The following is a 20,138-nucleotide window of genomic DNA, read 5'->3' as shown; positions in this document are numbered from 1 at the left end:
TCGTCAGGCAGCCCGCTGGTCGGCATAGCGAAGGCAATGCTGAAGGTAGCCGACCTCGTGGCGCCCCGCGAGCTCAACGACGCTGGACCACAGCCAGGACGGCGCCCCGTCTCCGGCCCCCCGCGTCACCTCGGCGCGCCAGCCTGAGCGTGCCTCGATCTCCATCTGCCGACCATGGGCCTTGCCGACCACGTAGGCGAGGTAGTGCGCGGCCCGCACCGCCTCCTCGCGGCTGAACTGGTCGACGTCGAGCTTCAGATCCTGCGGCGCCAATTCTCGCACTACGACCGGCCGGCCGAGAAGGCGCACGGGCAGCATGCGTTCGCCGAGATTCGGTGACAAAGCTCGCGCGCCGGCCACGACGCGTTCGGCCGGATCCGACGGCATCTCGGCACCGGACGCGGCCGGCGCGGCGGGTTCGACGGCCTCCTTCAGGTCCACCAAGGCAAGGCGACGCTTGCTCTCGAGCTCGGTGATGCCGACGAGCGCGGCGTAGCGCAGGAAGCCCAGCGAGCTGCATCCCTTCATCCAGTAGGCCGCGTCGATGAGGCGGGCCTCGGCCTCCTCACTTCGCCCATTCAGCGCCAGCACGAGGCGGCGTACCTTCTTCTCCGTGAAGAGGTCTTCGAGGGCCCGACGCTCATTCCGATCGAGAGCCCAGAACTTGCGTCCCAGCGGGATGGCGGGCTCCGCGCCCTTCAGGCGCTCCCGCGCGAGGTGCTTCCAGTGCCGGCCGAGGGCACGGCGACGCACCGAGCGCACCACATCCGGCTCGGGCGGCTGCCGGTTTTCCTCGTTTTCTCCGAGGCCCACCGCGTAGCCCGCAATCATCTCCTTCAGCATCCGGGCCGTCACGACACCGGGGAGGTCCGAGCCGCGGGCCGCGCTCGCCAGCGACAGTCCGAGGCGAACGAGGTCATGCGTCGGATTGCCGATCACCGTCTGGTCGAGATCCCGGATCTGGATATCGACGCGACCGTCGGCGTCGGCCAAGGGACCGAGGTTTCCGAGATGACAGTCACCGCAGATCCAGATCGGCGGCCCTTCCGGCAAAGTGCCGCGCGGAAGTCCGTCCAACCACTCGTAGAACTTCAGAGTGTTTCCGCGAACGTAGGCGTGCGCCGATCGTGCCATCTTGAGCGTGCGCTGCCGCTCCAGCACGATCGCACGCTCCTCAGGACCATACGCGCCGTTCATACGCATCAAAACACCTTCGCCAAAACACCATCGCTCCGGGGCGCCGATCTTCCGGCCCGGTCCGAGCGTCAACGCGCGCGAACGGGTCGGTGAAGCGCGGCCGATCGTCCTCGACCCGGATTACCTCGAAGCACAGAACGTGCTGACGCGGAACCGCGCCCACCGTGGCAGCCGATAGCAACCAAACGGTTGTATCTTGAAGTGTGGTGCCACGATTGCTCAGCATTCATTGCCTCGATACGAGCATCAAAGGCTAAAGCGCGAATTTGCCTGCGAATTCAGGCGGCATATGAAGCTGGCGGGGTATGTCTAGTGCGAATTGACATACTGCTTCCGGCCATGTGACGAGGGCAGATGCCCACGGCGCAGTCCCACAGAAGTCTTTCCTATGCCGGCCTGGGCGTTCTTTTCGGTCGCTCGGCCGTGCCTGGTTCGGAACGTTCCGTGGGAAAGCGCGTCCGCATCCTTCCGCTGATGGCGGTCGTCGCCGTGCCCTTATTCCCTGTTTCACAAAGTGAGGATCTCCAGGCGTGACCGACGCTGAGGCCGAGGAACTGCGCCGGCATATGGAAGCGCTGGAGGCTGAGAATGCCCGTCTGCGCCAGGCGCTCGAGGATCGAAACCGCGACCCCGACATCGACCCGCATGCGATGCCCGCCTCGACCCTGGCGAACAGCCGGGCGCAACTGCGGGAAGCGCTCACGATCGCGATGGTCGGTGGCATCTATTTCGACCTCGATGGCCAGCTTCTCGATGCCAACGACGCGTTCCTCGCCATGTGCGGTTACAGCCGCGAGGACCTGAGGGCCGGACAGCTCAGCTGGCAGGTGCTGACACCGCCGGAATGGCTCGACATCTCCTGGCGCGCCCTCCACGACCTGAAGACCACCGGGCACAGCACTCCCTACGAAAAACAGTATTTCCGCAAAGATGGCTCCCGGTTCTGGGCTCTGTTCGGCGCCACACTCCTGGAAGACGGCCGCGGCTTCGAATTCGTCATCGACATCACGGACCGGAAGCAGGCCGAAGCCGATCGGGCCGCGCGCGAGGCGGAACTTCGTCTGATCGCCGATGCCATGCCGGTGCTGATCGCCTTCATCGACCGCAGCTTGACCTACCGGTTCGCCAATGCCGCCTACGAGACTTGGTTCGGCCGCACCCCCGAGCAGGTTCTAGGCCGCACGATCGAGGAGATCCTCGGCACCGCCGAGTTCGAGGCACGCCGCCCGTTCATCGAACAGGCCATGGCCGGCGCGGACGTCCATTTCGAGCGGAGTTGGCCGCGCGCTGACGGACAGCCGCGCGAAGCGGCGATCCGCTATATCCCGAGTTGCGGTCCGACTGGCGAGGTCACCGGCATCTACGTCTTCGTGCAGGACATCACGGACCGCAAGCAGACCGAGGAACTGCTGGCCTTGCGGGCTCGGCAGCTAGAAGCGCAGGTGGCCGAGCAGGAGAAGGCCCGGGATCGCATCTGGAACCTGTCGCCGGTCCTCAAGTTCGTGGCGCGCCACGATGGCGAGATCCGGTCGGTGAATCCATCCTGGACACGCTCCCTCGGCTGGACGGAGCAGGAAACCATCGGGCGCAATGTGCTCGACTTCGTCGCCCCCGACGGACGGGAGCAGGCCGCCTCCGACCTGATGCGGCGGGCCGCTACCCCCGCATCGGGCGACATCGAGCTCGCGCTTCTCACGAAGGAAGACGGACCGCGCCACGTCTCGTGGACCGTCGTGCCGGGGGACGACCTTCTCTTCGGGTTCGGCCGGGACATCACCGAGCAGCGCGTCGCGGAAGAAGCCCTTCGCCAGTCGCAGAAGCTGGAGGCGGTGGGACAGCTCACCGGCGGCGTGGCGCACGACTTCAACAACCTCCTGACCATCATCCGCTCGTCCATCGACTTCCTGCGCCGCCCGGAACTGCCGGAGGACCGCAAGGCACGCTATCTCGACGCCGTTTCCGAGACCGTGGACCGCGCCGCGAAGCTCACCGGGCAGCTTCTGGCCTTCGCACGCCGCCAGACCCTCAAGCCCGAAGTGTTCGAGGTCGCGGGACGCCTGCGGGCGATCGCCGACATGCTCGATACCCTGACGGGTGCCCGCATCCGCGTCGTCACGGAAGGATTGGAGACGACCTGTCACGTCCGGGCGGATGTGAGCCAGTTCGAGACGGCGCTCATCAACATGGCGGTCAACGCCCGCGACGCCATGGAGGGGGAGGGCACCCTGACGCTGCGACTGACGTGTTCTGTGCCGATGCCGCCGATCCGCGGTCATGCCGGCGCTCCGGGTCCGTTCGCCGCAATCGCCCTCTCCGATACGGGTTCAGGCATCGCAGCCGACCGGATCGGCCGCATCTTCGAGCCGTTCTTCACGACGAAGGAGGTCGGACGCGGAACCGGTCTCGGCCTCAGCCAGGTCTTCGGCTTCGCCAAGCAATCCGGTGGCGACGTCTCGGTCGAGAGCGCGGTGGGTCGCGGCACGACCTTCACCCTCTTCCTTCCCGAAACGGAGGCTGCACGGGAAGCGGTTGAAGATGGGAGACACGGCAGCGAACCACCGGTCGGCGCAGGCCAGCGCATTCTCGTCGTCGAGGACAATGTCGAGGTCGGGCGGTTCGCAACGCAGATCCTGCAGGATCTCGGGTTCGAAACACGGTGGGCAGCGAACGCCGAGGAGGCCCTGGACGCGCTCGGGTCCGAGAATGCGGCGTTCGAGGCGGTGTTCTCCGATGTCGTGATGCCGGGCATGGGCGGGATCGAACTGGCCAAGCGGCTGCGCCGCACGCATCCGGATCTGCCGGTGATCCTGACCTCCGGATACAGTCATGTGCTGGCGCAGGAAGGCGCACATGGCTTCGAGCTGGTGCAGAAGCCCTATTCGGCCGAACAGGTCTCGCAAGCCCTCTGCAGGGCGATCGCCCCGCGAGCCAGGTCCGGCCGGGTCATGTAGGAGCGTCGAAGGCGGTGCCCCGCGCGGATCCGTCCGAAGCCGGCACAGGACCGACCGCCCGCCCGTGTGATATCGCCAGCGCTGGCGCCTGACCCTACACCGCCTACATTCGGTCGGGAGCCATCACACGGCAGGGGAGCTCCGTCGGAACCAATGAACGAGGCAAGAGGGACGACAGGTGCTCGGTCCGATGCCGACATCAGGATCTCGACCGGCGTGTCTGGCCTCGACGAGGTTCTCGGCGGCGGGCTGACGCCGGATCGGCTCTACCTGCTGGAAGGCACTCCCGGGACCGGAAAGACGACGCTCGCGCTGCAATTCCTCCTCGAAGGCACGGCGCGAGGTGAGCGGAGTCTCTACGTCACGCTGTCGGAGACGGCGGATGAACTCCTCGCCGCGGCGGCGAGCCACGGCTGGTCCCTGGACGGGATCGACATCTACGAACTGGTCAACGAGATCGGCCTCGATCCCGACAGCGAGCAATCCATTCTGCACCCGTCCGAGATCGAGCTCGGCGAGACGGTCCGAGAGGTCATCGCCCGCGTCGAGAGCGTGAGGCCCGAGCGCGTGGTATTCGACAGCCTATCGGAGCTGCGCCTGCTGGCTCAGAATTCCCTTCGCTACCGCCGCCAGATCCTGGCTCTCAAACAGTTCTTCTCCAAGCGGTCCTGCACCGTGCTGATGCTCGATGACCGCACGTCCGAGAGCGGCGACCCGCAGCTCCACAGCATCGCCCACGGCGTGATCTCCCTCGATCAAGCGCCGAGGGAGTTCGGTTCCGAGCGTCGGCGCCTCCGTATCGTCAAGATGCGCGGCATCAAGTTCCGGGGCGGCTATCACGACTTCGTCATGGAGACAGGCGGCATCGAGATCTTCCCACGCCTCATCGCCGCCGACCACCACGCGACCTTCGATACGAAGGCACAATCGACGGGTTCGAACGAGCTGGACCTGCTGCTCGGCGGCGGCCTCGTTCGCGGCACCAATACCCTGCTGCTCGGACCGTCCGGCGTGGGCAAGACCACAACCGCAGTTCGTTGCATGCTCGCCGCGCTCGAACGCGGCGAGACGGCGACGTACTACCTGTTCGACGAAGGGCTCAACACCCTGATCACCCGCGCCGCGTCACTCGGCATGGATATACGGCCGCATATCGAGGCGGGACGGCTCACCTTCAAGCAGATCGACCCGGCCGAGCTCTCGCCGGGGGAGTTCGCCGCGATCGTCAGGCAGGCCGTCGAGGAGCGCGGCTCGACCTTCGTCGCCGTCGACAGCCTGAACGCCTACCTGCACGCGATGCCGGGCGAGGAGTATCTCGTTCTGCAGATGCACGAACTGCTGAGCTACCTCAACCAGAAGGGTGTGACGACGCTGCTCGTGCTCGGGCAGCACGGCGTCGTCGGCGAGATGCGGACCGACATCGACCTGAGTTATCTCAGCGACTGCATCCTGCTGTTCCGCTTCTTCGAATCGCGAGCGGAGATCCGAACCGCGCTCTCCGTCGTCAAGAGCCGTGTGAATGCGCACGAGCGCACGATCCGCGAATTGCGGCTCTCCAACGACGGGCTCCGTGTCGGCGAGGCACTGGACGACTTCGAGGGCCTGCTCACCGGCATGCCGTCCTACCGCGGACGGGTGTCGATGTTGAGGGATCGCGAAGCACCGGGAACCGACACGTGAGCGGATCGTCCGAGGAGCGAGTCCTCATCCTGGCTCCGCGCGGGCGCGATGCCGCGGTGATCGAGCAGGTGCTGGCTCGCTCGGGCATCGACAAAGCCGCATGCGCGGACGTGGCGGAGTGGGTGGCGTGCCTGCGCGCCGGCGCGGGGACCGCGATCGTCACAGAGGAGGCCTTGGCCGACGATGACATCGCGGAACTGTCGGGCTGGCTCGATGCGCAGGCTCCGTGGTCGGACTTTCCCTTCGTCGTGCTGGCCACGCGTCAGGCCGGCCCGCGCACCCGGCATGCGGCCGAACTGCTGAAGCGGCTCGGCAACGTGGTCTTGCTCGAGCGCCCGATCAACGCCGAGACACTGACCAGCGCCGTCCTGTCGTCCCTTCGCGCGCGGCGTCGCCAGTACCAGGCACGGGAACATCTCCTCGAACGGGAGCGGGCACAGGACCAGCTCCGTCTCGCGAACGAGGAATTGGAGCAGCGCGTGGCCGCGAGGACGCGCGAGGTCGAGGCGGCCCACGAGACCCTGGCCTTCGCGCTCGATGCGGCCGGGATGAGCTCGTGGGACATCAACGCCGTGACCGGTGTCCATCGCCGCTCGCCGCGCTTCGATGCGGTGTTCGGCTACGAGGGCGGGGAGAGGGCCTGGGACCGCGAGACGTTTCTGGGCCACGTGCTCGACGAGGATCGCGGCATCGCCGAGGAGGCCTTCGCGGGCATCGCCGAGACCGGCCGGCTCGATTTGGAGTGCCGCATCCGGCGCACGGATGGAGCGGTGCGCTGGATTGCCATGCGCGGGCAGGTCAAGCGCGACGAGGCCGGCCGGCCGCTGCGCGTGGCGGGCATCCTGATGGATCGCACGGAGCAGCACATCACGGAGGAGGCACTGCGGCAGGCGCAGAAGATGGAGGCGATCGGCCAGCTCACCGGGGGCGTCGCGCACGACTTCAACAACCTCCTCACCGTGATCGTCGGCGGCCTCGACATGATGCTGCGCCGCCCCGAACAGGCCGACCGCGTGAAGCGATTGGCCGAAGCGGCCATGGGCGCAGCGCGGCGCGGCGAGCAATTGACCCAGCAGTTGCTCGCCTTCTCACGTCGCCAGATGCTGCGGCCGCAGACACTCAACCCGAACCGGCTGCTGCTCGACTTCAGGCCACTCGCCGAGCGCGCGGCCACCGGATCCGTCGAGCTGGTCTTCGATCTCGACCCGGCGTTGGACCCGATCCGCATCGATCCGGCCCAGTTCGAGGCGGCGGTGCTGAATCTCATCGTCAATGCGCGCGACGCCCTCGAGGGCAGCAGCGCGCTGGCGCGCATCGCGGTCACCAGCCGGAACGTCCGGCTCGGCACCGCCGCGGTCGCCGACAAGGGGGTGCCGCCGGGTCCCTATGTCATGGTCTCTGTCACGGATACCGGCAGCGGCATCCCGGCCGACAAGCTCCAGCGCGTCTTCGAGCCGTTCTTCACCACCAAGGAGGTCGGCAAGGGGACCGGCCTCGGGCTCAGCCAGGTCTACGGCTTCACCCGCAGCGCCAAGGGCTTCGCGCAGATCGAGTCCGAGTTGGGGAAGGGCACCACGGTCAGCCTGTACTTCCCGCGCTCGACCGATCCGGCCGGCGAGGAGATCGGGACCGGTCCGGTCGGCTCGATCCCGCTGCGCCGCGCCGGAGAGGGCGAGACGGTGCTGCTGGTCGAGGACGACGAGCAGGTCCTCGGAATGGCGGTCGAGAGCCTGGAAGAGTTGAGCTACCGGGTCATCGTGACTCGCAACGCCAGCGAGGCTCTCGATTACCTTCGCGGCGTGGAGCGCATCGACATCCTGTTCTCGGACGTCGTCATGCCCGGCGGGATGAACGGCTCGCAACTCGCGGTCGAGGCACGCCGCTTGCGGCCCGACATCAAGATCCTGCTGACCTCGGGCTATGTCGCGAATCTCGACGAGGGTCAGGTCATCGGGCAGGGCGAGCTTCCGGTGCTCAACAAGCCTTACCGCCGCGACGAACTTGCGCGGTCGCTCAGATTGGTGCTCGGCGGCGAGAGAGCCTGATACGGGCAGAGCCGCCCATCCATTGGCGCGTCGTGCGGACGGGCTCTCGCCGAGACCGCAGCGGAAACCGGGCGGAGCCGCCCGCCCGCTGATCAGTCGTTGAGATCGATCACTCTGCGCTTCGGCGGGGGCCGGTCCGGTGCCTTGCCGGGGCTGCCCAACCATTCGGGCGAGTCCTTGTAGCTCGCGGCCGGCGGGGTCTTGCTGTTGAGTTGGTCCCGCTCGGCCTGAGCCGGACTTTCGATCGGTGGGATGGGAGCGGATTGCGGGTATTGCGCCGCGGGCCCACGAAGCTGGAACCCGTCGATACAGCGGCGGAGCGCGATCGGGTCCGTGATGAACGTACACTCGTTCACGTTGGTGATGGCCTGGGCCACGGTGATCTCGGGCGAAACCGAGAGCAGGATGGCAAATGTGGTCAACATCCGTCCCATCGGCAGCCTCCCGATCTCCGATACCCATCTGACCGCTCAGGCCGCCGTCAGCGACTCGCCGAAGGCGCAACCTGACGAATCTCGACTTCGCTCGGTTCACTCGGCCGTGGCCGCTTCACCTGAGCCTGCGGCGGAGCCGTGCCAGTCTGCCCGCGCCCGGCACCGGCCGAGCCGGCGGGGAGGGCGGCCGCACCCGTATTCGCGCCTTTTCCGTCGATCCGTCCGAGGCGCACTTTGACACCACGAACGGACCGGCCGGCCGTGTCGTAATCGCATTCGTAGGTGATGCGCACCCACTGGCCCTGCGGATTGAGGAACCGCACCGAGTCGCCGCGGAACTTGACGACCGTATCCGCTCCAGCCGGCGGTTCGGCTTCCTGGAAGATCGTCCCGGTCGGCCGGTTCATCCACTCGAAATCCGTCGGTGCCTGGCGCTCAATTCCCGGCACGCAGGCCTGCACGGCCGCGGGGATGGCCTGCCGCGCGCAGGCTGCATCGCACCCGGCCTTAGCGCCTTCGGTCGAACCCGGCTTCACGTCCGGCTTCGCGTCTTGGGCGGAGGCCGCGCACAGACTCAAGCCGACCCATCCGATGCAGGCCAGGGCACGGCCCCATCCAGACAGGGACACGGCCCAACCCGCCCTCGGTCCAGCCACGATCCGTGTCATCCGTGGAACTCTCCATTACCCGCGCGAGCACGCCAGTGCCCGGACGCAACCCGCTTCGGAAGGCCTATCGACCCATAGACGCCATTTCCACGCTCCACCACTAACGAACGGTCGAGTCGGGCCGCTTTCTCAGCGTCGGACTGATCATTGCGCGGGGCTGTTGCCGAAATGTAAATTGAGGATTCATGCCCGGATAAAAATGCGCCGCCTCCGGCAAAATCCAATGCAGATACATCGACTGTCGGGGCGCCTCTCCAGATATCTACGGCCGGATCGCCCCAAAACTCTTGAACTGAGAGGAGAATTTCGGCACATTCTGATGAAAAATCAAGATCACCAATGTTACCACATCAGGTTTTGAGCCGGCGACAATTGGCAGACTCGAGCAAGTAGGGCAACCAGCTCCGGCTGCCGTGACGTGCCCGTCTTGCCGAAGATCGAAGCGAGCTGCGTGCGGAGCGTCGCGATACTGACTTTGCGACTCTGGGCGATCGTGGCCAGCGGAACGCCTCTGCTGAGTTCCGCGGCGAGACGTCCCTCGGCCGTGGTGAGGCCGAAGATCTTCTCCAGGACCGGAGCGCACACCTGAGTGCGGACGGCGAGATCGATCAGGATCAGCAGCCGATGGGCCTCTCCCATCGCGGTGATGTCCATGGCTTGAAAAACCAGCCGCTGGTCTGTGCGCGGTCGCTCCAGCTCCACCGTACCGAACGGCTCCACCAAGGCGTTACTGATCGTTCGAGTTGTGAACGGCTCGGCCTCCAGTGGCAAGGAATCAGGTCTATCCGCCAGGATGATGCGCTTCGCAAGGCTGTTGCAATCGATCGTTTTCACGCGGCAGTTTATCAGTACCGCCGCCGATCCAACCTTATCGAGAACATTGAGAAGAACGATTTTTTCCGGCATCCGAAGCGTTCACGAATTTACAATCAAATTACATTTCTCGATGCCGCGTAAATTTCTGACTATCCGACCTAACGGAGTGTCTACAAGCGGCCCCCGCCGTACGATTAACGATACAAGCCCAGTGATGCAATCAAGCCACTGCCGGTCATTACGGATCGCGTGAAATTGCACACAGCGGGAAACTACGCACGTTTCGGCATTGGCATCCTAAAGACTGATATAGGAATCCTGCGTACCTCCCTTGTTGCAAAGACCTTCTGCGCCCTGGGCATCCCCGAGCGCAGTGCAATCCGAACAAAGTCGATCAGCACACGCGATAACCCGAAATATCGCGAAACACACAAGTTCGGGCAATCGTCGGACGAAAGTCCGATCTGCTATCAGAATTGTAGGCTCCGATCGCAACGTATCTTTTCAATATCCATTTGTATCATCGCGCCCATCCGCGCTCAACTTAGACAATCAACTGCCCGATCTTCGCAAATTTTGCCAATCCATTAACGTAAACAGTCCGTTTCGATCCGACCGGGCATCTTATCATTCGAATGAATGATGCGGCTTTTGCCGGCCTCTCGTATTTAACCTCTCGTTAACGACTGCACGAGGCAGCCGCTCCACCCGCCGGACCGGTTAACAATCGGTGAAATCCGGTGAAGCGGCCGCTGGATGACAGAAATCAACTTACAGGGGATGAGTCATGAAGCACTTCACGATTGCGACCGTCAGCACGCTCGCTCTTCTCGCCGCCTCTCCGGTCTTCGCTGCCAGCCACAACTCGGCCGAGACCACTCAGGACGGCAATTACAACATCCTCGATCTGACCCAGACCGGCGATGATGGCACTGCCAACATCACGCAGAAGGGCGAGAACAACGGCGATACGAAGAAGGGCGCCAAGAGCACGCAGTCCGGCAAAGCCAACTCGGTCACGGTCTTGCAGGACGGCTCGAAGAATTCGTTCGTGACGCAGCAGAAGGGCGGTCGGAGCAACTCGATCGATCTGACCCAGACCGGCAACCACAACTCGTCCGACGTCACCCAGGAAGGTGGCCGGAATGCCACCGTGACGGTGTCGCAGGACTCGACCGAAAGCGGCGCGAAGGGGCATTCGGCCAGGTCGACACAGACCGATACCTATAACTCGCAGATCGAAATCAAGCAGGTCGGCTCGAAGCAGGCGGCTTCCGCCCGCCAGGAGGACGGCACCCGGAACGACTCGAAGATCCTGATCGAGCAGTCGTTTGCAGACAACATGGCGACTGCCGGCCAATCGGATGCCGCTGCCTCCACGGTGTATATCGGTCAGGCTGGCTACGGGAACTCGGCGATCGCCACTCAAGTGGCCACGAATAACACCTACGCCACGATCTACCAGGCTGGTGTCAGTCAGACTGCCGAGATCCTTCAGAGCGATACCCGCAATTCGACGGCGACCGTCGTGCAGGGCGGCTTCTATAACGATGCCTATGTTTACCAGGCTGGTTCGAAGGGAAGCAACATCTTCGCGACCCAGTTCGGCTTCGGCAACGAAGTGAAGGCGTCGCAGGTCGCCTCGGATGGCGCGCAAATCGTGGTCACGCAATTCGGAGCTGCCAACAAGGCCGACATCAAGCAGAACACTTCGAATGAATCCGGCATCTACCTGACTCAGGCAGGCCTGCTGAACTCGGCGAAGCTCGAGCAGACTGACTCCGCCGGGAGCACGATCACCGGCTTCCAGGCCGGCACTTCGAACATTCTGAATGCTTCGCAGATCGGCAGCGCGAACAGCACGATCCTGAGCACCCAGACGGGCACCGGCAACGTCGCGAACATCGCGCAGCGCCGCTAACCTCGAAAATCGATCGAGGGGCGTAGCCGCCCTGAAAGCCGGTGGCTACGCCAACGCTACGGCCACGGCCATCGACCTGCCTCGTCAGGCCGATGGCTCTTCTCACTCCGACATCGCCTACGATTGGCGAGCCATAGCGGGCTTGCCGTATCCCGTCCCCTGGACAGGCGGACAAGTGCCGAGAGGCGACCGTTCGGGCTTTTGCAGCAATGCGGGAGATCATGATGACCGGCGACCTTCCGCCTCCGCCCATCGTCTGCCTCCTCTCGGAGCACCGCGAGGGTTCGCTCCTTCAGATCGAAGCGGAGATTCGATCGACCTCCGTGAAGTCAGGGACCTACCGCCTGCTGGTTCGGAAGCAGGGGTCATCCGGCAGCACGCAGATTAGTCAGCAATCGAATTTCTCCATCGCTTCGAATTCCACCGTACGACTCGATGGACTGCGCATCTCGCTCGAGCCGGACGGACGCTATCGGGCGCAACTCTCTGTCCGTATCGGCGCCATCGAGTACACGTGCGAGCGAGAGGGGCCGGACGTGTCTACTCCACTCTGAAGCCGGTTCGATCTCGTCCCCGACCGAGCAGCGGGTGCCGGGGTCCATTTGCTCCACCGCGCTGTGGCACACAGGTCACGCTACCTCGGCGGAACAGCTCTGAGGCCTACGACCGAAGCGTTTGCGCGTTGACTTCAATCCAAGCGCATCTCAATACAAAATCCGCAACAGGAGATTAGTCTTTTCCGTAGGGTATTTTTAATATGTGCTGATGTAGGATTCGCAGTCAGCACATGTTTCCATTATAAAGAAGATGGGATCGGCAAATCAACAGATTTGAATGGACGGAAGAACGATATGATCAGTACCATTCGAATTTGGTCGCCCAGACATACAGCAAGGATCCTTGCAGCTTTCGGCCTTTGCCTGTCTCTTTCCGGAAACCTGTCCGCGCAGCAAGCGGGTCTGGCCGCCCCGGTCACCGGGCAGCCGATCTCCACCGAAGTCGCCGTCGAGTACGCGATGATCGGAGCGGTGTCGCTCCCGATCCGAATCCTCGGCCTCAACGGAAACGTTGCCGGACCGGGCGGTCAGATCGCCTTCAATCAGCAGATCGGTAATGGCAACCGAACCGATATCAATCAGATCGGGAAGGGTAACGCTGCAGCCGTACAGATCTTCGGCGACGGCAACACCGCGGCGATTGTCCAGCAGGGGACGAACAACCTCGGACTGGGCGCGATAACCGGCTCCGCCATCCGCTTCGATCTGCAACAGAACGGCATCGGCAACCAGGCCGACCTGAGCGTCAACGCGCCTGCAGGCGCGAACCTCCAAGTCCGGCAGGACGGCAACGGCAACAGCGTCTCCGGGTCCGTCCCAGGCGCCGCCAACGTCGTCGTCAACCAAGTTGGCAACGGCCTCTCGCTCGACGTCAGTCAAACCGGCGTCCCCAAGAGCATCAACATCCAGCAGGTCCGCGCCCGCTGAGGTGCGGGCGTCCGGCGCTTGAGTAGGTGAGCCCGACCATGAAAACGCGCATCTTGGCCGCAAGTGCTCTGCTGATGCTCTCGGCCGGACCGGTCCCGGCCGGCAATCTCATCTATCAGCCGGTCAACCCCGCTTTCGGAGGAAGCCCTCTCAACGGAAACTGGCTGCAGAGCGAGGCCAATGCCCAGAACATGCCGCAGGCCCGAGAGCAACGCCTGAATCAGATCTTCACCAGCCAGACCGGACGCAACGGCCAATCGCTGACGCCGGGACAGATCTTCGCGCAGCAGCTGCAATCACAACTCTACAGCTCTCTGGCGAACCAGATCACGCGGGCAATCTTCGGCGAGAACGCTCAACAAAGCGGAACGTTCGAATTCCAGGGGACAAAAATCGACTTCAACCGCGAAGGGGCGAACGTCCGAATCAACATCTTCGATGGGCAGACGAACAGTACCGTCCTGGTGCCTGCTGGCCCATAACGTGTCCAAGCTCGATATCGCCGTCTCACGAAAGTCCCGAGATCAAATCGGACGCGTTCGATGCGGTGTTTGAACCACGATAATCCGAAGGTTGCACCAAGCAACCCGGTCATGATCGGGATTTTTGATCCTTATGTGGGCTGAACATTTCTCGATCCGACGCCTCGCCGTCGGTGGTCTTCTCGCCGTGACGCTCGGTTTGGGCGGTTGCGTTGCCGTCGGCGAGCGCGAACCGCTCAACGAGGCGCCGACTGTCACCGAGACCTCGCCGACGGGCTTGAACCTCGAATTGCTTCCGCCCCCCGTCAAAGCCGTGGACCTTGCCGTCTACAGCTTCCCCGATCTGACCGGCCAGAACAAACCGAGCGACAACTTCGCCGAGTTCTCGCGAGCCGTGACGCAGGGCGGCGCCGCCTTCCTCGTGGACGCCCTGCGCCGCACCGGCGGGGGCAGTTGGTTCCGGGTCGTCGAGCGCGGCAGCCTCGCCAACATCCTGCAGGAACGGCAGCTTATCCGGGCTACCCGCCAGGAATTCGATCAGGACCAGGCCAAGCCCCTGCCACCGATCCGCTTCGCCGGTTTGCTGGTCGAGGGCGGAATCCTTGCCTACGACGCGAATTTCGTCACGGGCGGCATCGGCGCCCGCTATCTCGGCATCGGCGGCGACATCCGCTATCGCCGCGACATCGTAACGGTCGGGATGCGCATCGTGTCCGTGCAGTCGGGCGAGGTGCTGACCAGCGTCACGACGACGAAGACGATCTACTCGATCGGCCTCAACACGAACACGTTCCGCTACGTCGCGGTCAACAAGCTGTTCGAACTCGATGCGGGCGTGACACGCAACGAGCCGACGCAGTTCGCCGTGCGGGAATCGATCGAACTGGCCGTCTACTCGACCTTGATGGAGGGCGCGCGCAAGGGCCTCTGGAGGTTCCGCAATCCTGCAATCGGCCAGCGACTTCTCCAGGAATATATCGAGCGGGACAAGCCGTTGCCGCCCGCCAGCGCGAACGCCGAGATCGTTCAGGAAGCCGTCGTCGTCGCGAAGAACTGAGACGATGCGCGCTCGACTGGCTTGGATGGTCTCGGCCCTGGTGGCTGCGGTTCTGTTCCCGTCGCCCTCGCAGGCCGATGTCCGCTCCCGCGTTGCGGTCGTGGATCTGACCGCGATGGCACAGGCTGAGGCGCCGATCGAACCGCAAGGCGCGGCAATGATCGCAATCGTCGAGAAGATCGTGCCCGAATTTCCGGCCTCGGCGATCTCGACGCTGATCGCCCAGGCGGCGGCGAGCAGCGGTGTTCCCTCCGATTTTCTCCTGAAATTGCTGAAGCGAGAGAGCGGCCTGAACCCGATGGCCGTGAGCCCGAAGGGGGCGCTCGGCATCGCCCAGTTCATGCCGACGACGGCGGCCGAGCGCGGTCTGGCCGATCCATTCGATCCGATTCAGGCCATTCCAAAGGCGGCCGAACTCCTGCGCGATCTGCGTCAGCGCTACGGAAGCTGGGCGTTGGCGGCAGCCGCCTACAATGCGGGACCCGGCCGGGTCGATGCGTGGCTGCTCGGTCGCCTGAGCCTGCCGAAGGAGACGGTCGATTACGTCGCCAACATCACAGGCGCGGACACCTTGAGCTCGACAGCGGTCTATCGTCCGGTCGGCTCCGGTTGGCCGCTCCAGATCGCATCCTTCGCGGCCCCCCTTCCGTTGTTCAGCATCACACCGGAGTTCCCTGGCGTCCGCACACCGGACCGCCGCGAGACGTCGGCGGTGGCGAAAGGAACAGCGAAGCCGGCGGAGGGCGTCACGGCGCCTCTCACGACGGCTCAGCTGCGCGCCGCAGCCGGAGGCATCGTGCGGTCAGCGGGCGCAGCGAGCAGCCCCTGCGCCGCGCTGCTCAACCCGGCCGCGCAATGTCTCAACTTCAGTCGGTATTGAACCGTTCGTATCGTATCCGCTTGAACCATCCCGTCGGTCGTCCGTCACGCCCCGGCGCCGACAGCCAATCCACAATCCTCGACAGCCACCGAGTGGCTGCGGGACTCGCACGAGATTCGGATACCCGGTTCCATCGCGCCGCCTCCGAGCGGGGGCGGCCGGCGGTAACGAGGGAAGCGGCCGGAACGGGCCCGCATCACGACTTCGCGCGCATCGTCACGTTGGAGAGCGTGGTCGCCGTCGGTACAGACCCAACGACGACCCGCTGGTGCTCGTCAACGACCCTGCTTCAGCGTGATCTGGTTGAATGAGCCGGATTGCGCGATGACGGCGGTGTTGGACACACCGCTCTGCATGATGCGGATGACGTTGCCGATGCCGGCCTGCGTCGCATCGATGCGATTGGACTGACCATCCTGCAGGCCGTAGAAGGCATTGCCCTGACCGGGGCTCGGAAGGTTGTCCGTCGCCGTCGACACGCGGTTCATCGTGTTTCGGAGGGCACCGTTCTCGATGTCCTGCATCGTCGCGTCCGACCGTGTCAGCAGGGCAGAGAGGTCTTGTGCCGAGGCGGACACCGGCATCTGCACCACGGCAGCGAACGCGACACAGAGCGGAACGATTTTTCGCATCGGGGGACATCCTCTCGTCGCCCGAAGATCCGTCGTCTCCGTTAACAAAGCTTGTAGAGTTAAGTGGTCGCCAGCAATCGCTGGACCCCGGCCTGCCGGCAATGGTCGCGACATCAACAGAGTTTTCCGAAGGCGGGGCCTCATCTGAGGATGGCTCAGGAGACTCGGGATCCGATGACACGCCCGATCCTCGATTGGCTGGACACGAGAGACGGACTCGATGCCCCCTTTAGGATCGGCTGTACCAGCCGCCCGGGCACCCGAGCCGCCCGCCGCCCCTAAATGCATCATCGTCGAGTTCCGTGCCCCAGCCGCGGTACCCGTCCGTCCTCGCTGCGGATCACCTGAGGCGCGGATCGTGCGGCGTCAGGTGTTGGAGAGGCGGCTCAGCGTATCGGTCAGCGTCAGGGCGAACAGGATGGCGAGCCAGAACAATCCGCAGGCCGCCGCCAGCCGCACTAGGTCGCAGACTCATTAAGCTCGGAGCCAGACGCGGACAGCTGCGAGCTTGACGCTGGCGAGGAAGTTTTCCGGATCCTTGTCGTATCGGGTCGCGACCGCGCGGAAGTGCTTGATCTTGCTGAAGAACCGCTCGACCAGATTGCGGTACTTGTACAGGAAGGCGCTGAAGGCGGGCACGGTCTTGCGGTTGGGCATCGGCTTCACGTTGGCCCACGCTCCCTGCTCGGCCAAGCGCTCGCGCCGCGCATCACTGTCGTAGGCGCGATCACCCAGAAGGGTCTGCCCTGGGCCGAGATCGCCGAGCATGTCGTCGGCCGCCCGACCGTCATGCGCTTGGCCTTCGGTGATCTTGAGCGCGATGGGCCGGCCCTCGGCATCCACCAGCGCGTGGATCTTGCTCGTCAGGCCGCCGCGCGAGCGACCCATGCCACGGGATCGGTCGTCTTTTTTTTAGCGCAGCCCGCGTGCTGATGCACCCGCACGCTGGTGGCGTCGATCATCTGCAGGTCGCCCTCGTAAGTCTCTGACACGGCTTTCAGAAGTCGATCCCAGACCCCGCGCTTGCGCCAACGCCGGAAACGGTTGCCGCACGTCGTGTGCGGGCCGTAGCGCGCCGGGATGTCGGCCCAGGGCGCGCCCGTGCGCAGCCGCCAGAAGATCCCGTTCAGCACCCGCCGGTCGTCCGCCCGCTCCTTGCCGCGAACGTCCGTCGGAAGAACCGGCTCGATCGCCGCCCACTCCGCATCCGTCAGGTCAAACCGCGCCATTCGTGATCCTCCAGTCCTGAAGGACCAACGACACAGCCGCTCAACCGTGCCGCCGTTATGAGTTCACGACCTAGGGTATCGGCCCGGTCGAGCCGCATGAACAGCAACGCCACGAGGCCGGCTTGGGTCGCGGCAATCCCGAAATTGAGGGCCCCAGCCCAGGAGGCGGGAGCAGCGTAGGCGGTGACAACGCTCAGGCCCAGAAGTGCGAGCAGCAGCGCCCAGACGACGAGGCCGCGCAGCCAGATTCCGCCAGTCGACGGCCGTTCATGCTCACTCATCCGCCGCGCCCGTCGAGATAGAGCATGGGGTAGAGCACGATCCAGATCATGTCGACGAAACCCCAATAGAGCATCGCCACCTCGACCTGCGGGCTCTCGAACAGAAAGCCCGGCTCGCGCCACTCCTTCCAGATCAGGCGGACGACGAGGCCGATGCCGATCGAGAGGTGGATGGCGTGGATCGAGGTCGCGAGCCAGTAGAAGCCGAAGAAGAGCTGCGTGGCCGGCTCTTTCAAGGCGAAGCCGGCGCCGGGCACGAGGTGCTTCTCGATGTCCTCGCGGTATTCCAGCCCTTTCACCACCATGAAGGCGAGGCCGAGCCCGGCGGTGAGGGCGAGGCACCACAGGGTCAGGCGGCGCAGACCTTCCCGTTCCGAGGCCTGCGAGGCGATCGCGGCGCAGAGCCCGCTGGTGAGCAGGAGGGCGGTGTTGAGCGTGCCATAGACGATGTTGGTCTCGCGCGCCGCGGCGGCGAAATCGGCGGCGTGTTCCAGCCGCATCGCTGTGTAGAGCAGGAACAGCGCGCCGAAGAACAGCACCTCGCTGGCGATGAAGATCCAGATGCCGAAGGTCGCCCCGGCGCGCTGGTAAGCGAAGGCGGGGCCTTTCGCGAGGCGGAGTTCGTCCCAGGGTTCGCGCAGGTGCCGTTCGGCGGTCTTCTCGAGGAGGTCGCCGCCCGCGCTCACGTCAGCGCCCCTTCCTCGGCGATACGCGGCTCGTCACCCGGCGGTGTCGCCTCCGGATGGTAGTCGTAGGGCGGCGCGAGGACCTGCGGATTGCCGAAGAAGTTCTGCCGCGGCGGCGGCGAGGTGGTGCGCCATTCGAGGCCGGAAGCGTTCCAGGGGTCGTTGAGGGCGCGGCTGCCGTAGAACAGCGACCAAGTGAGGTAGCCGAGGGGCATCAGGTAGGCGACGGCGAGCACCGCCGCGCCCGAGGAGGAGAGCACGTTCCAGACCTGGAATTCCGGCGGATAGGAATAGTAGCGCCGCGGCATGCCGAGATAGCCGGCGATGAATTGCGGGAAGAAGGTGAGGTTGAAGCCGAAGAACATCAGCAGGGCGGCGAAGCGCGCCCAGCTCTCCGGATACATCCGCCCCGTCACCTTCGGCCACCAGAAGTGCAGGCCGGCGAAGTAGGCCGACACCGAGGCGCCGACCATGATGTAGTGGAAATGGGCGACGACGAAGTAGGTGTCCTGCACGTGGACGTCGATCGGGACGGAGGCCAGGAAAAGGCCGGTGAGCCCGCCCATGGTGAACAGGCCGAGGAAGCCAAGGGCGTAGAGCATCGGCGATTCGAAGCCGATCTGGCCGCGGTAGAGCGTTGCGGTCCAGTTGAACACCTTGATGGCGGAGGGCACCGCCACGATGAACGAGAGGAACGAGAACACCAGGGCGGCGAAGGGCGACATGCCGGAAGTGAACATGTGGTGGCCCCAGGTGAAGAAGCCGATCACCGCGATCGCCACCAGGGCGTAGACCATGAAGGAATAGCCGAAGATCCGCCGCCGAGCGTAGCAGGTGATGACCTCCGAGATCACGCCCATGGCCGGCAGGATCATGATGTACACGGCCGGATGCGAGTAGAACCAGAACAGGTGCTGGAACAGGATCGTATCGCCGCCGCGGGCCGGATCGAAGATCGGCAGGCCGAAGGTGCGCTCGGCGACGACGAGGATCAGCGTCAGGGCGAGAACCGGCGTGGCGAGCACGAAGATCAGGCTCGTCGTGTACATCGACCACACGAACAGCGGCAGGCGGAACCACGTCATTCCGGGGGCCCGCAGGTAGTGGACCGTGGCGATGAAGTTGACGCCCGTGGCGATGGTCGAGAAGCCGGAGACGAAGACGCCGAGCACGGCCAGCGTGACGAAGGTATTCGAGAACACCGTCGAGTAGGGAACGTAGAAGGTCCAGCCGGTGTCGATGCCGCCCGCCAGCACAGCGGCGAGCGTCAGCAGCCCGCCGGCCATGTTGAGGTACCACGAGATCAGGTTGAGCTTGGGGAAGGCGAGATCGCGCGCGCCGATCATCAGCGGCAGCAGGAAATTCCCCATCGTCGTCGGGATCGACGGGATGAGGAAGAACCACACCATGACGATGCCGTGCAGCGAGAACAGCTTGTTGTAGGTGTCCGCGCCGACGACATCGCCCTGCGGCGTGAACAGCTCCAGCCGCACCAGCGTGGCGGCCGCGCCGCCGATGAAGAAGAAGAACGTGATCGAGAGCGCGTAGAGGATCGCGATGCGCTTGTGATCGGTGGTGAGCAGCCAGGAGCGCACGCTGTGCCCCTCGGCGAGGTAGCTGACCGGCAGGCCGAGATCCAGCTCGCGGGGATTGGCCAGCGTCGAGGCATCGGACGAGGCGCCGCTCATCGGAGGC

The 20,138-nt window shown here is 64.6% G+C and carries 18 protein-coding genes; 9 read left to right on the top strand and 9 right to left on the bottom strand.

The window, feature by feature from the left end; genetic code table 11:
- Positions 1-3: 3 nt before the first annotated feature.
- The gene (locus MPPM_RS00220) at positions 4-1,203 is read right to left on the bottom strand and encodes a DUF2252 family protein (protein WP_096482807.1); all 1,200 of its coding nucleotides are present in this window, start codon (positions 1,201-1,203) and stop codon (positions 4-6) included.
- Positions 1,204-1,727: 524 nt separating this feature from the next.
- On the opposite strand from MPPM_RS00220, the gene MPPM_RS00215 reads away from it, so the two are divergent.
- The 3 genes from MPPM_RS00215 to MPPM_RS00205 all read left to right on the top strand — a co-directional run bounded on the left by MPPM_RS00215 (position 1,728) and on the right by MPPM_RS00205 (position 7,873).
- Positions 1,728-4,148, top strand: coding sequence for a hybrid sensor histidine kinase/response regulator (locus MPPM_RS00215; protein WP_096482805.1), 2,421 nt, complete (start codon positions 1,728-1,730; stop codon positions 4,146-4,148).
- 153 nt (positions 4,149-4,301) lie between these two features.
- Complete coding sequence (locus MPPM_RS00210) at positions 4,302-5,828, top strand: ATPase domain-containing protein (RefSeq protein ID WP_096482802.1); 1,527 nt, start codon at positions 4,302-4,304, stop codon at positions 5,826-5,828.
- The gene (locus tag MPPM_RS00205) at positions 5,825-7,873 is read left to right on the top strand and encodes an ATP-binding protein (RefSeq protein ID WP_096482800.1); all 2,049 of its coding nucleotides are present in this window, start codon (positions 5,825-5,827) and stop codon (positions 7,871-7,873) included. The genes MPPM_RS00210 and MPPM_RS00205 overlap by 4 nt, the downstream gene beginning before the upstream one ends.
- 92 nt (positions 7,874-7,965) lie before the next feature.
- Here the strand turns inward: MPPM_RS00205 and MPPM_RS00200 are convergent, their stop codons facing one another.
- The 3 genes from MPPM_RS00200 to MPPM_RS00190 form a co-directional block, all read right to left on the bottom strand.
- A complete protein-coding gene (locus tag MPPM_RS00200) occupies positions 7,966-8,307 on the bottom strand; it encodes a hypothetical protein (protein ID WP_157914054.1) in 342 nt (113 codons plus the stop codon).
- Between the two features lie 47 nt (positions 8,308-8,354).
- On the bottom strand, positions 8,355-8,885 hold the full coding sequence (locus MPPM_RS00195) for a hypothetical protein (protein WP_096482795.1): 531 nt from the start codon (positions 8,883-8,885) through the stop codon (positions 8,355-8,357).
- 432 nt (positions 8,886-9,317) lie between these two features.
- Positions 9,318-9,881 carry a helix-turn-helix transcriptional regulator gene (locus MPPM_RS00190; protein ID WP_157914053.1) on the bottom strand — a complete coding sequence of 188 codons (564 nt, stop codon included), beginning with the start codon at positions 9,879-9,881 and terminating at the stop codon, positions 9,318-9,320.
- Between the two features lie 697 nt (positions 9,882-10,578).
- Between MPPM_RS00190 and MPPM_RS00185 the strand changes: the two genes are divergently transcribed.
- From MPPM_RS00185 to MPPM_RS00160, 6 genes are all read left to right on the top strand, one after another.
- Positions 10,579-11,712 (top strand): hypothetical protein, encoded by a 1,134-nt coding sequence (locus MPPM_RS00185; RefSeq protein WP_096482790.1) that lies wholly within the window; start codon positions 10,579-10,581, stop codon positions 11,710-11,712.
- 221 nt (positions 11,713-11,933) lie between these two features.
- Entirely contained in the window at positions 11,934-12,266 is a 333-nt protein-coding gene (gene csgH, locus MPPM_RS00180; RefSeq protein WP_162296241.1) for a curli-like amyloid fiber formation chaperone CsgH, read from the top strand.
- Between the two features lie 297 nt (positions 12,267-12,563).
- Positions 12,564-13,196 (top strand): curlin repeat-containing protein, encoded by a 633-nt coding sequence (locus tag MPPM_RS00175; RefSeq protein ID WP_157914051.1) that lies wholly within the window; start codon positions 12,564-12,566, stop codon positions 13,194-13,196.
- 38 nt (positions 13,197-13,234) lie between these two features.
- Positions 13,235-13,678: a curli production assembly/transport component CsgF gene (locus MPPM_RS00170; protein WP_096482784.1), complete on the top strand. Its 444-nt coding sequence runs from the start codon at positions 13,235-13,237 to the stop codon at positions 13,676-13,678.
- Between the two features lie 133 nt (positions 13,679-13,811).
- A complete protein-coding gene (locus MPPM_RS00165) occupies positions 13,812-14,735 on the top strand; it encodes a CsgG/HfaB family protein (RefSeq protein ID WP_096482782.1) in 924 nt (307 codons plus the stop codon).
- Between the two features lie 4 nt (positions 14,736-14,739).
- Positions 14,740-15,615: a lytic transglycosylase domain-containing protein gene (locus MPPM_RS00160; RefSeq protein WP_096482779.1), complete on the top strand. Its 876-nt coding sequence runs from the start codon at positions 14,740-14,742 to the stop codon at positions 15,613-15,615.
- A 275-nt stretch (positions 15,616-15,890) separates the two neighbouring features.
- Here MPPM_RS00160 and MPPM_RS00155 read toward each other — a convergent pair whose 3' ends face one another.
- The 5 genes from MPPM_RS00155 to ctaD form a co-directional block, all read right to left on the bottom strand.
- Entirely contained in the window at positions 15,891-16,247 is a 357-nt protein-coding gene (locus MPPM_RS00155; RefSeq protein WP_096482777.1) for a curlin repeat-containing protein, read from the bottom strand.
- 474 nt (positions 16,248-16,721) lie between these two features.
- A protein-coding gene (locus tag MPPM_RS00145; protein ID WP_096482775.1) for an IS5 family transposase occupies positions 16,722-17,476 on the bottom strand; the annotation gives its coding sequence in 2 pieces (ribosomal slippage) (positions 16,722-17,161 and positions 17,161-17,476; 756 coding nt in all).
- Complete coding sequence (locus MPPM_RS28745; protein WP_244573428.1) at positions 17,458-17,757, bottom strand: cytochrome C oxidase subunit IV family protein; 300 nt, start codon at positions 17,755-17,757, stop codon at positions 17,458-17,460. The genes MPPM_RS00145 and MPPM_RS28745 overlap by 19 nt, the downstream gene beginning before the upstream one ends.
- A complete protein-coding gene (locus MPPM_RS00135) occupies positions 17,754-18,443 on the bottom strand; it encodes a cytochrome c oxidase subunit 3 (RefSeq protein WP_096482772.1) in 690 nt (229 codons plus the stop codon). The genes MPPM_RS28745 and MPPM_RS00135 overlap by 4 nt, the downstream gene beginning before the upstream one ends.
- Positions 18,440-20,131 carry a cytochrome c oxidase subunit I gene (gene ctaD, locus MPPM_RS00130; protein WP_096482770.1) on the bottom strand — a complete coding sequence of 564 codons (1,692 nt, stop codon included), beginning with the start codon at positions 20,129-20,131 and terminating at the stop codon, positions 18,440-18,442. The genes MPPM_RS00135 and ctaD overlap by 4 nt, the downstream gene beginning before the upstream one ends.
- Positions 20,132-20,138: the final 7 nt, after the last annotated feature.

It is taken from the genome of Methylorubrum populi (genome assembly GCF_002355515.1).
Taxonomy (GTDB): domain Bacteria; phylum Pseudomonadota; class Alphaproteobacteria; order Rhizobiales; family Beijerinckiaceae; genus Methylobacterium; species Methylobacterium populi_A.
The sequence above is the reverse complement of the archived record's forward strand: the minus strand, read 5'-3'. Positions and strand labels throughout refer to the sequence as shown.

Bases quoted from the DNA above. Each gene is read 5' to 3' on its own strand.
- MPPM_RS00220 (WP_096482807.1), bottom strand. From the start codon at position 1,203: ATGCGTATGAACGGCGCGTATGGTCCTGAGGAGCGTGCGATCGTGCTG.
- MPPM_RS00210 (WP_096482802.1), top strand. From the start codon at position 4,302: ATGAACGAGGCAAGAGGGACGACAGGTGCTCGGTCCGATGCCGACATC.
- MPPM_RS00200 (WP_157914054.1), bottom strand. From the start codon at position 8,307: ATGGGACGGATGTTGACCACATTTGCCATCCTGCTCTCGGTTTCGCCC.
- MPPM_RS00190 (WP_157914053.1), bottom strand. From the start codon at position 9,881: ATGCCGGAAAAAATCGTTCTTCTCAATGTTCTCGATAAGGTTGGATCG.
- MPPM_RS00185 (WP_096482790.1), top strand. From the start codon at position 10,579: ATGAAGCACTTCACGATTGCGACCGTCAGCACGCTCGCTCTTCTCGCC.
- csgH (WP_162296241.1), top strand. From the start codon at position 11,934: ATGATGACCGGCGACCTTCCGCCTCCGCCCATCGTCTGCCTCCTCTCG.
- MPPM_RS00175 (WP_157914051.1), top strand. From the start codon at position 12,564: ATGATCAGTACCATTCGAATTTGGTCGCCCAGACATACAGCAAGGATC.
- MPPM_RS00170 (WP_096482784.1), top strand. From the start codon at position 13,235: ATGAAAACGCGCATCTTGGCCGCAAGTGCTCTGCTGATGCTCTCGGCC.
- MPPM_RS00165 (WP_096482782.1), top strand. From the start codon at position 13,812: ATGTGGGCTGAACATTTCTCGATCCGACGCCTCGCCGTCGGTGGTCTT.
- MPPM_RS00160 (WP_096482779.1), top strand. From the start codon at position 14,740: ATGCGCGCTCGACTGGCTTGGATGGTCTCGGCCCTGGTGGCTGCGGTT.
- MPPM_RS00155 (WP_096482777.1), bottom strand. From the start codon at position 16,247: ATGCGAAAAATCGTTCCGCTCTGTGTCGCGTTCGCTGCCGTGGTGCAG.
- MPPM_RS28745 (WP_244573428.1), bottom strand. From the start codon at position 17,757: ATGAGTGAGCATGAACGGCCGTCGACTGGCGGAATCTGGCTGCGCGGC.
- ctaD (WP_096482770.1), bottom strand. From the start codon at position 20,131: ATGAGCGGCGCCTCGTCCGATGCCTCGACGCTGGCCAATCCCCGCGAG.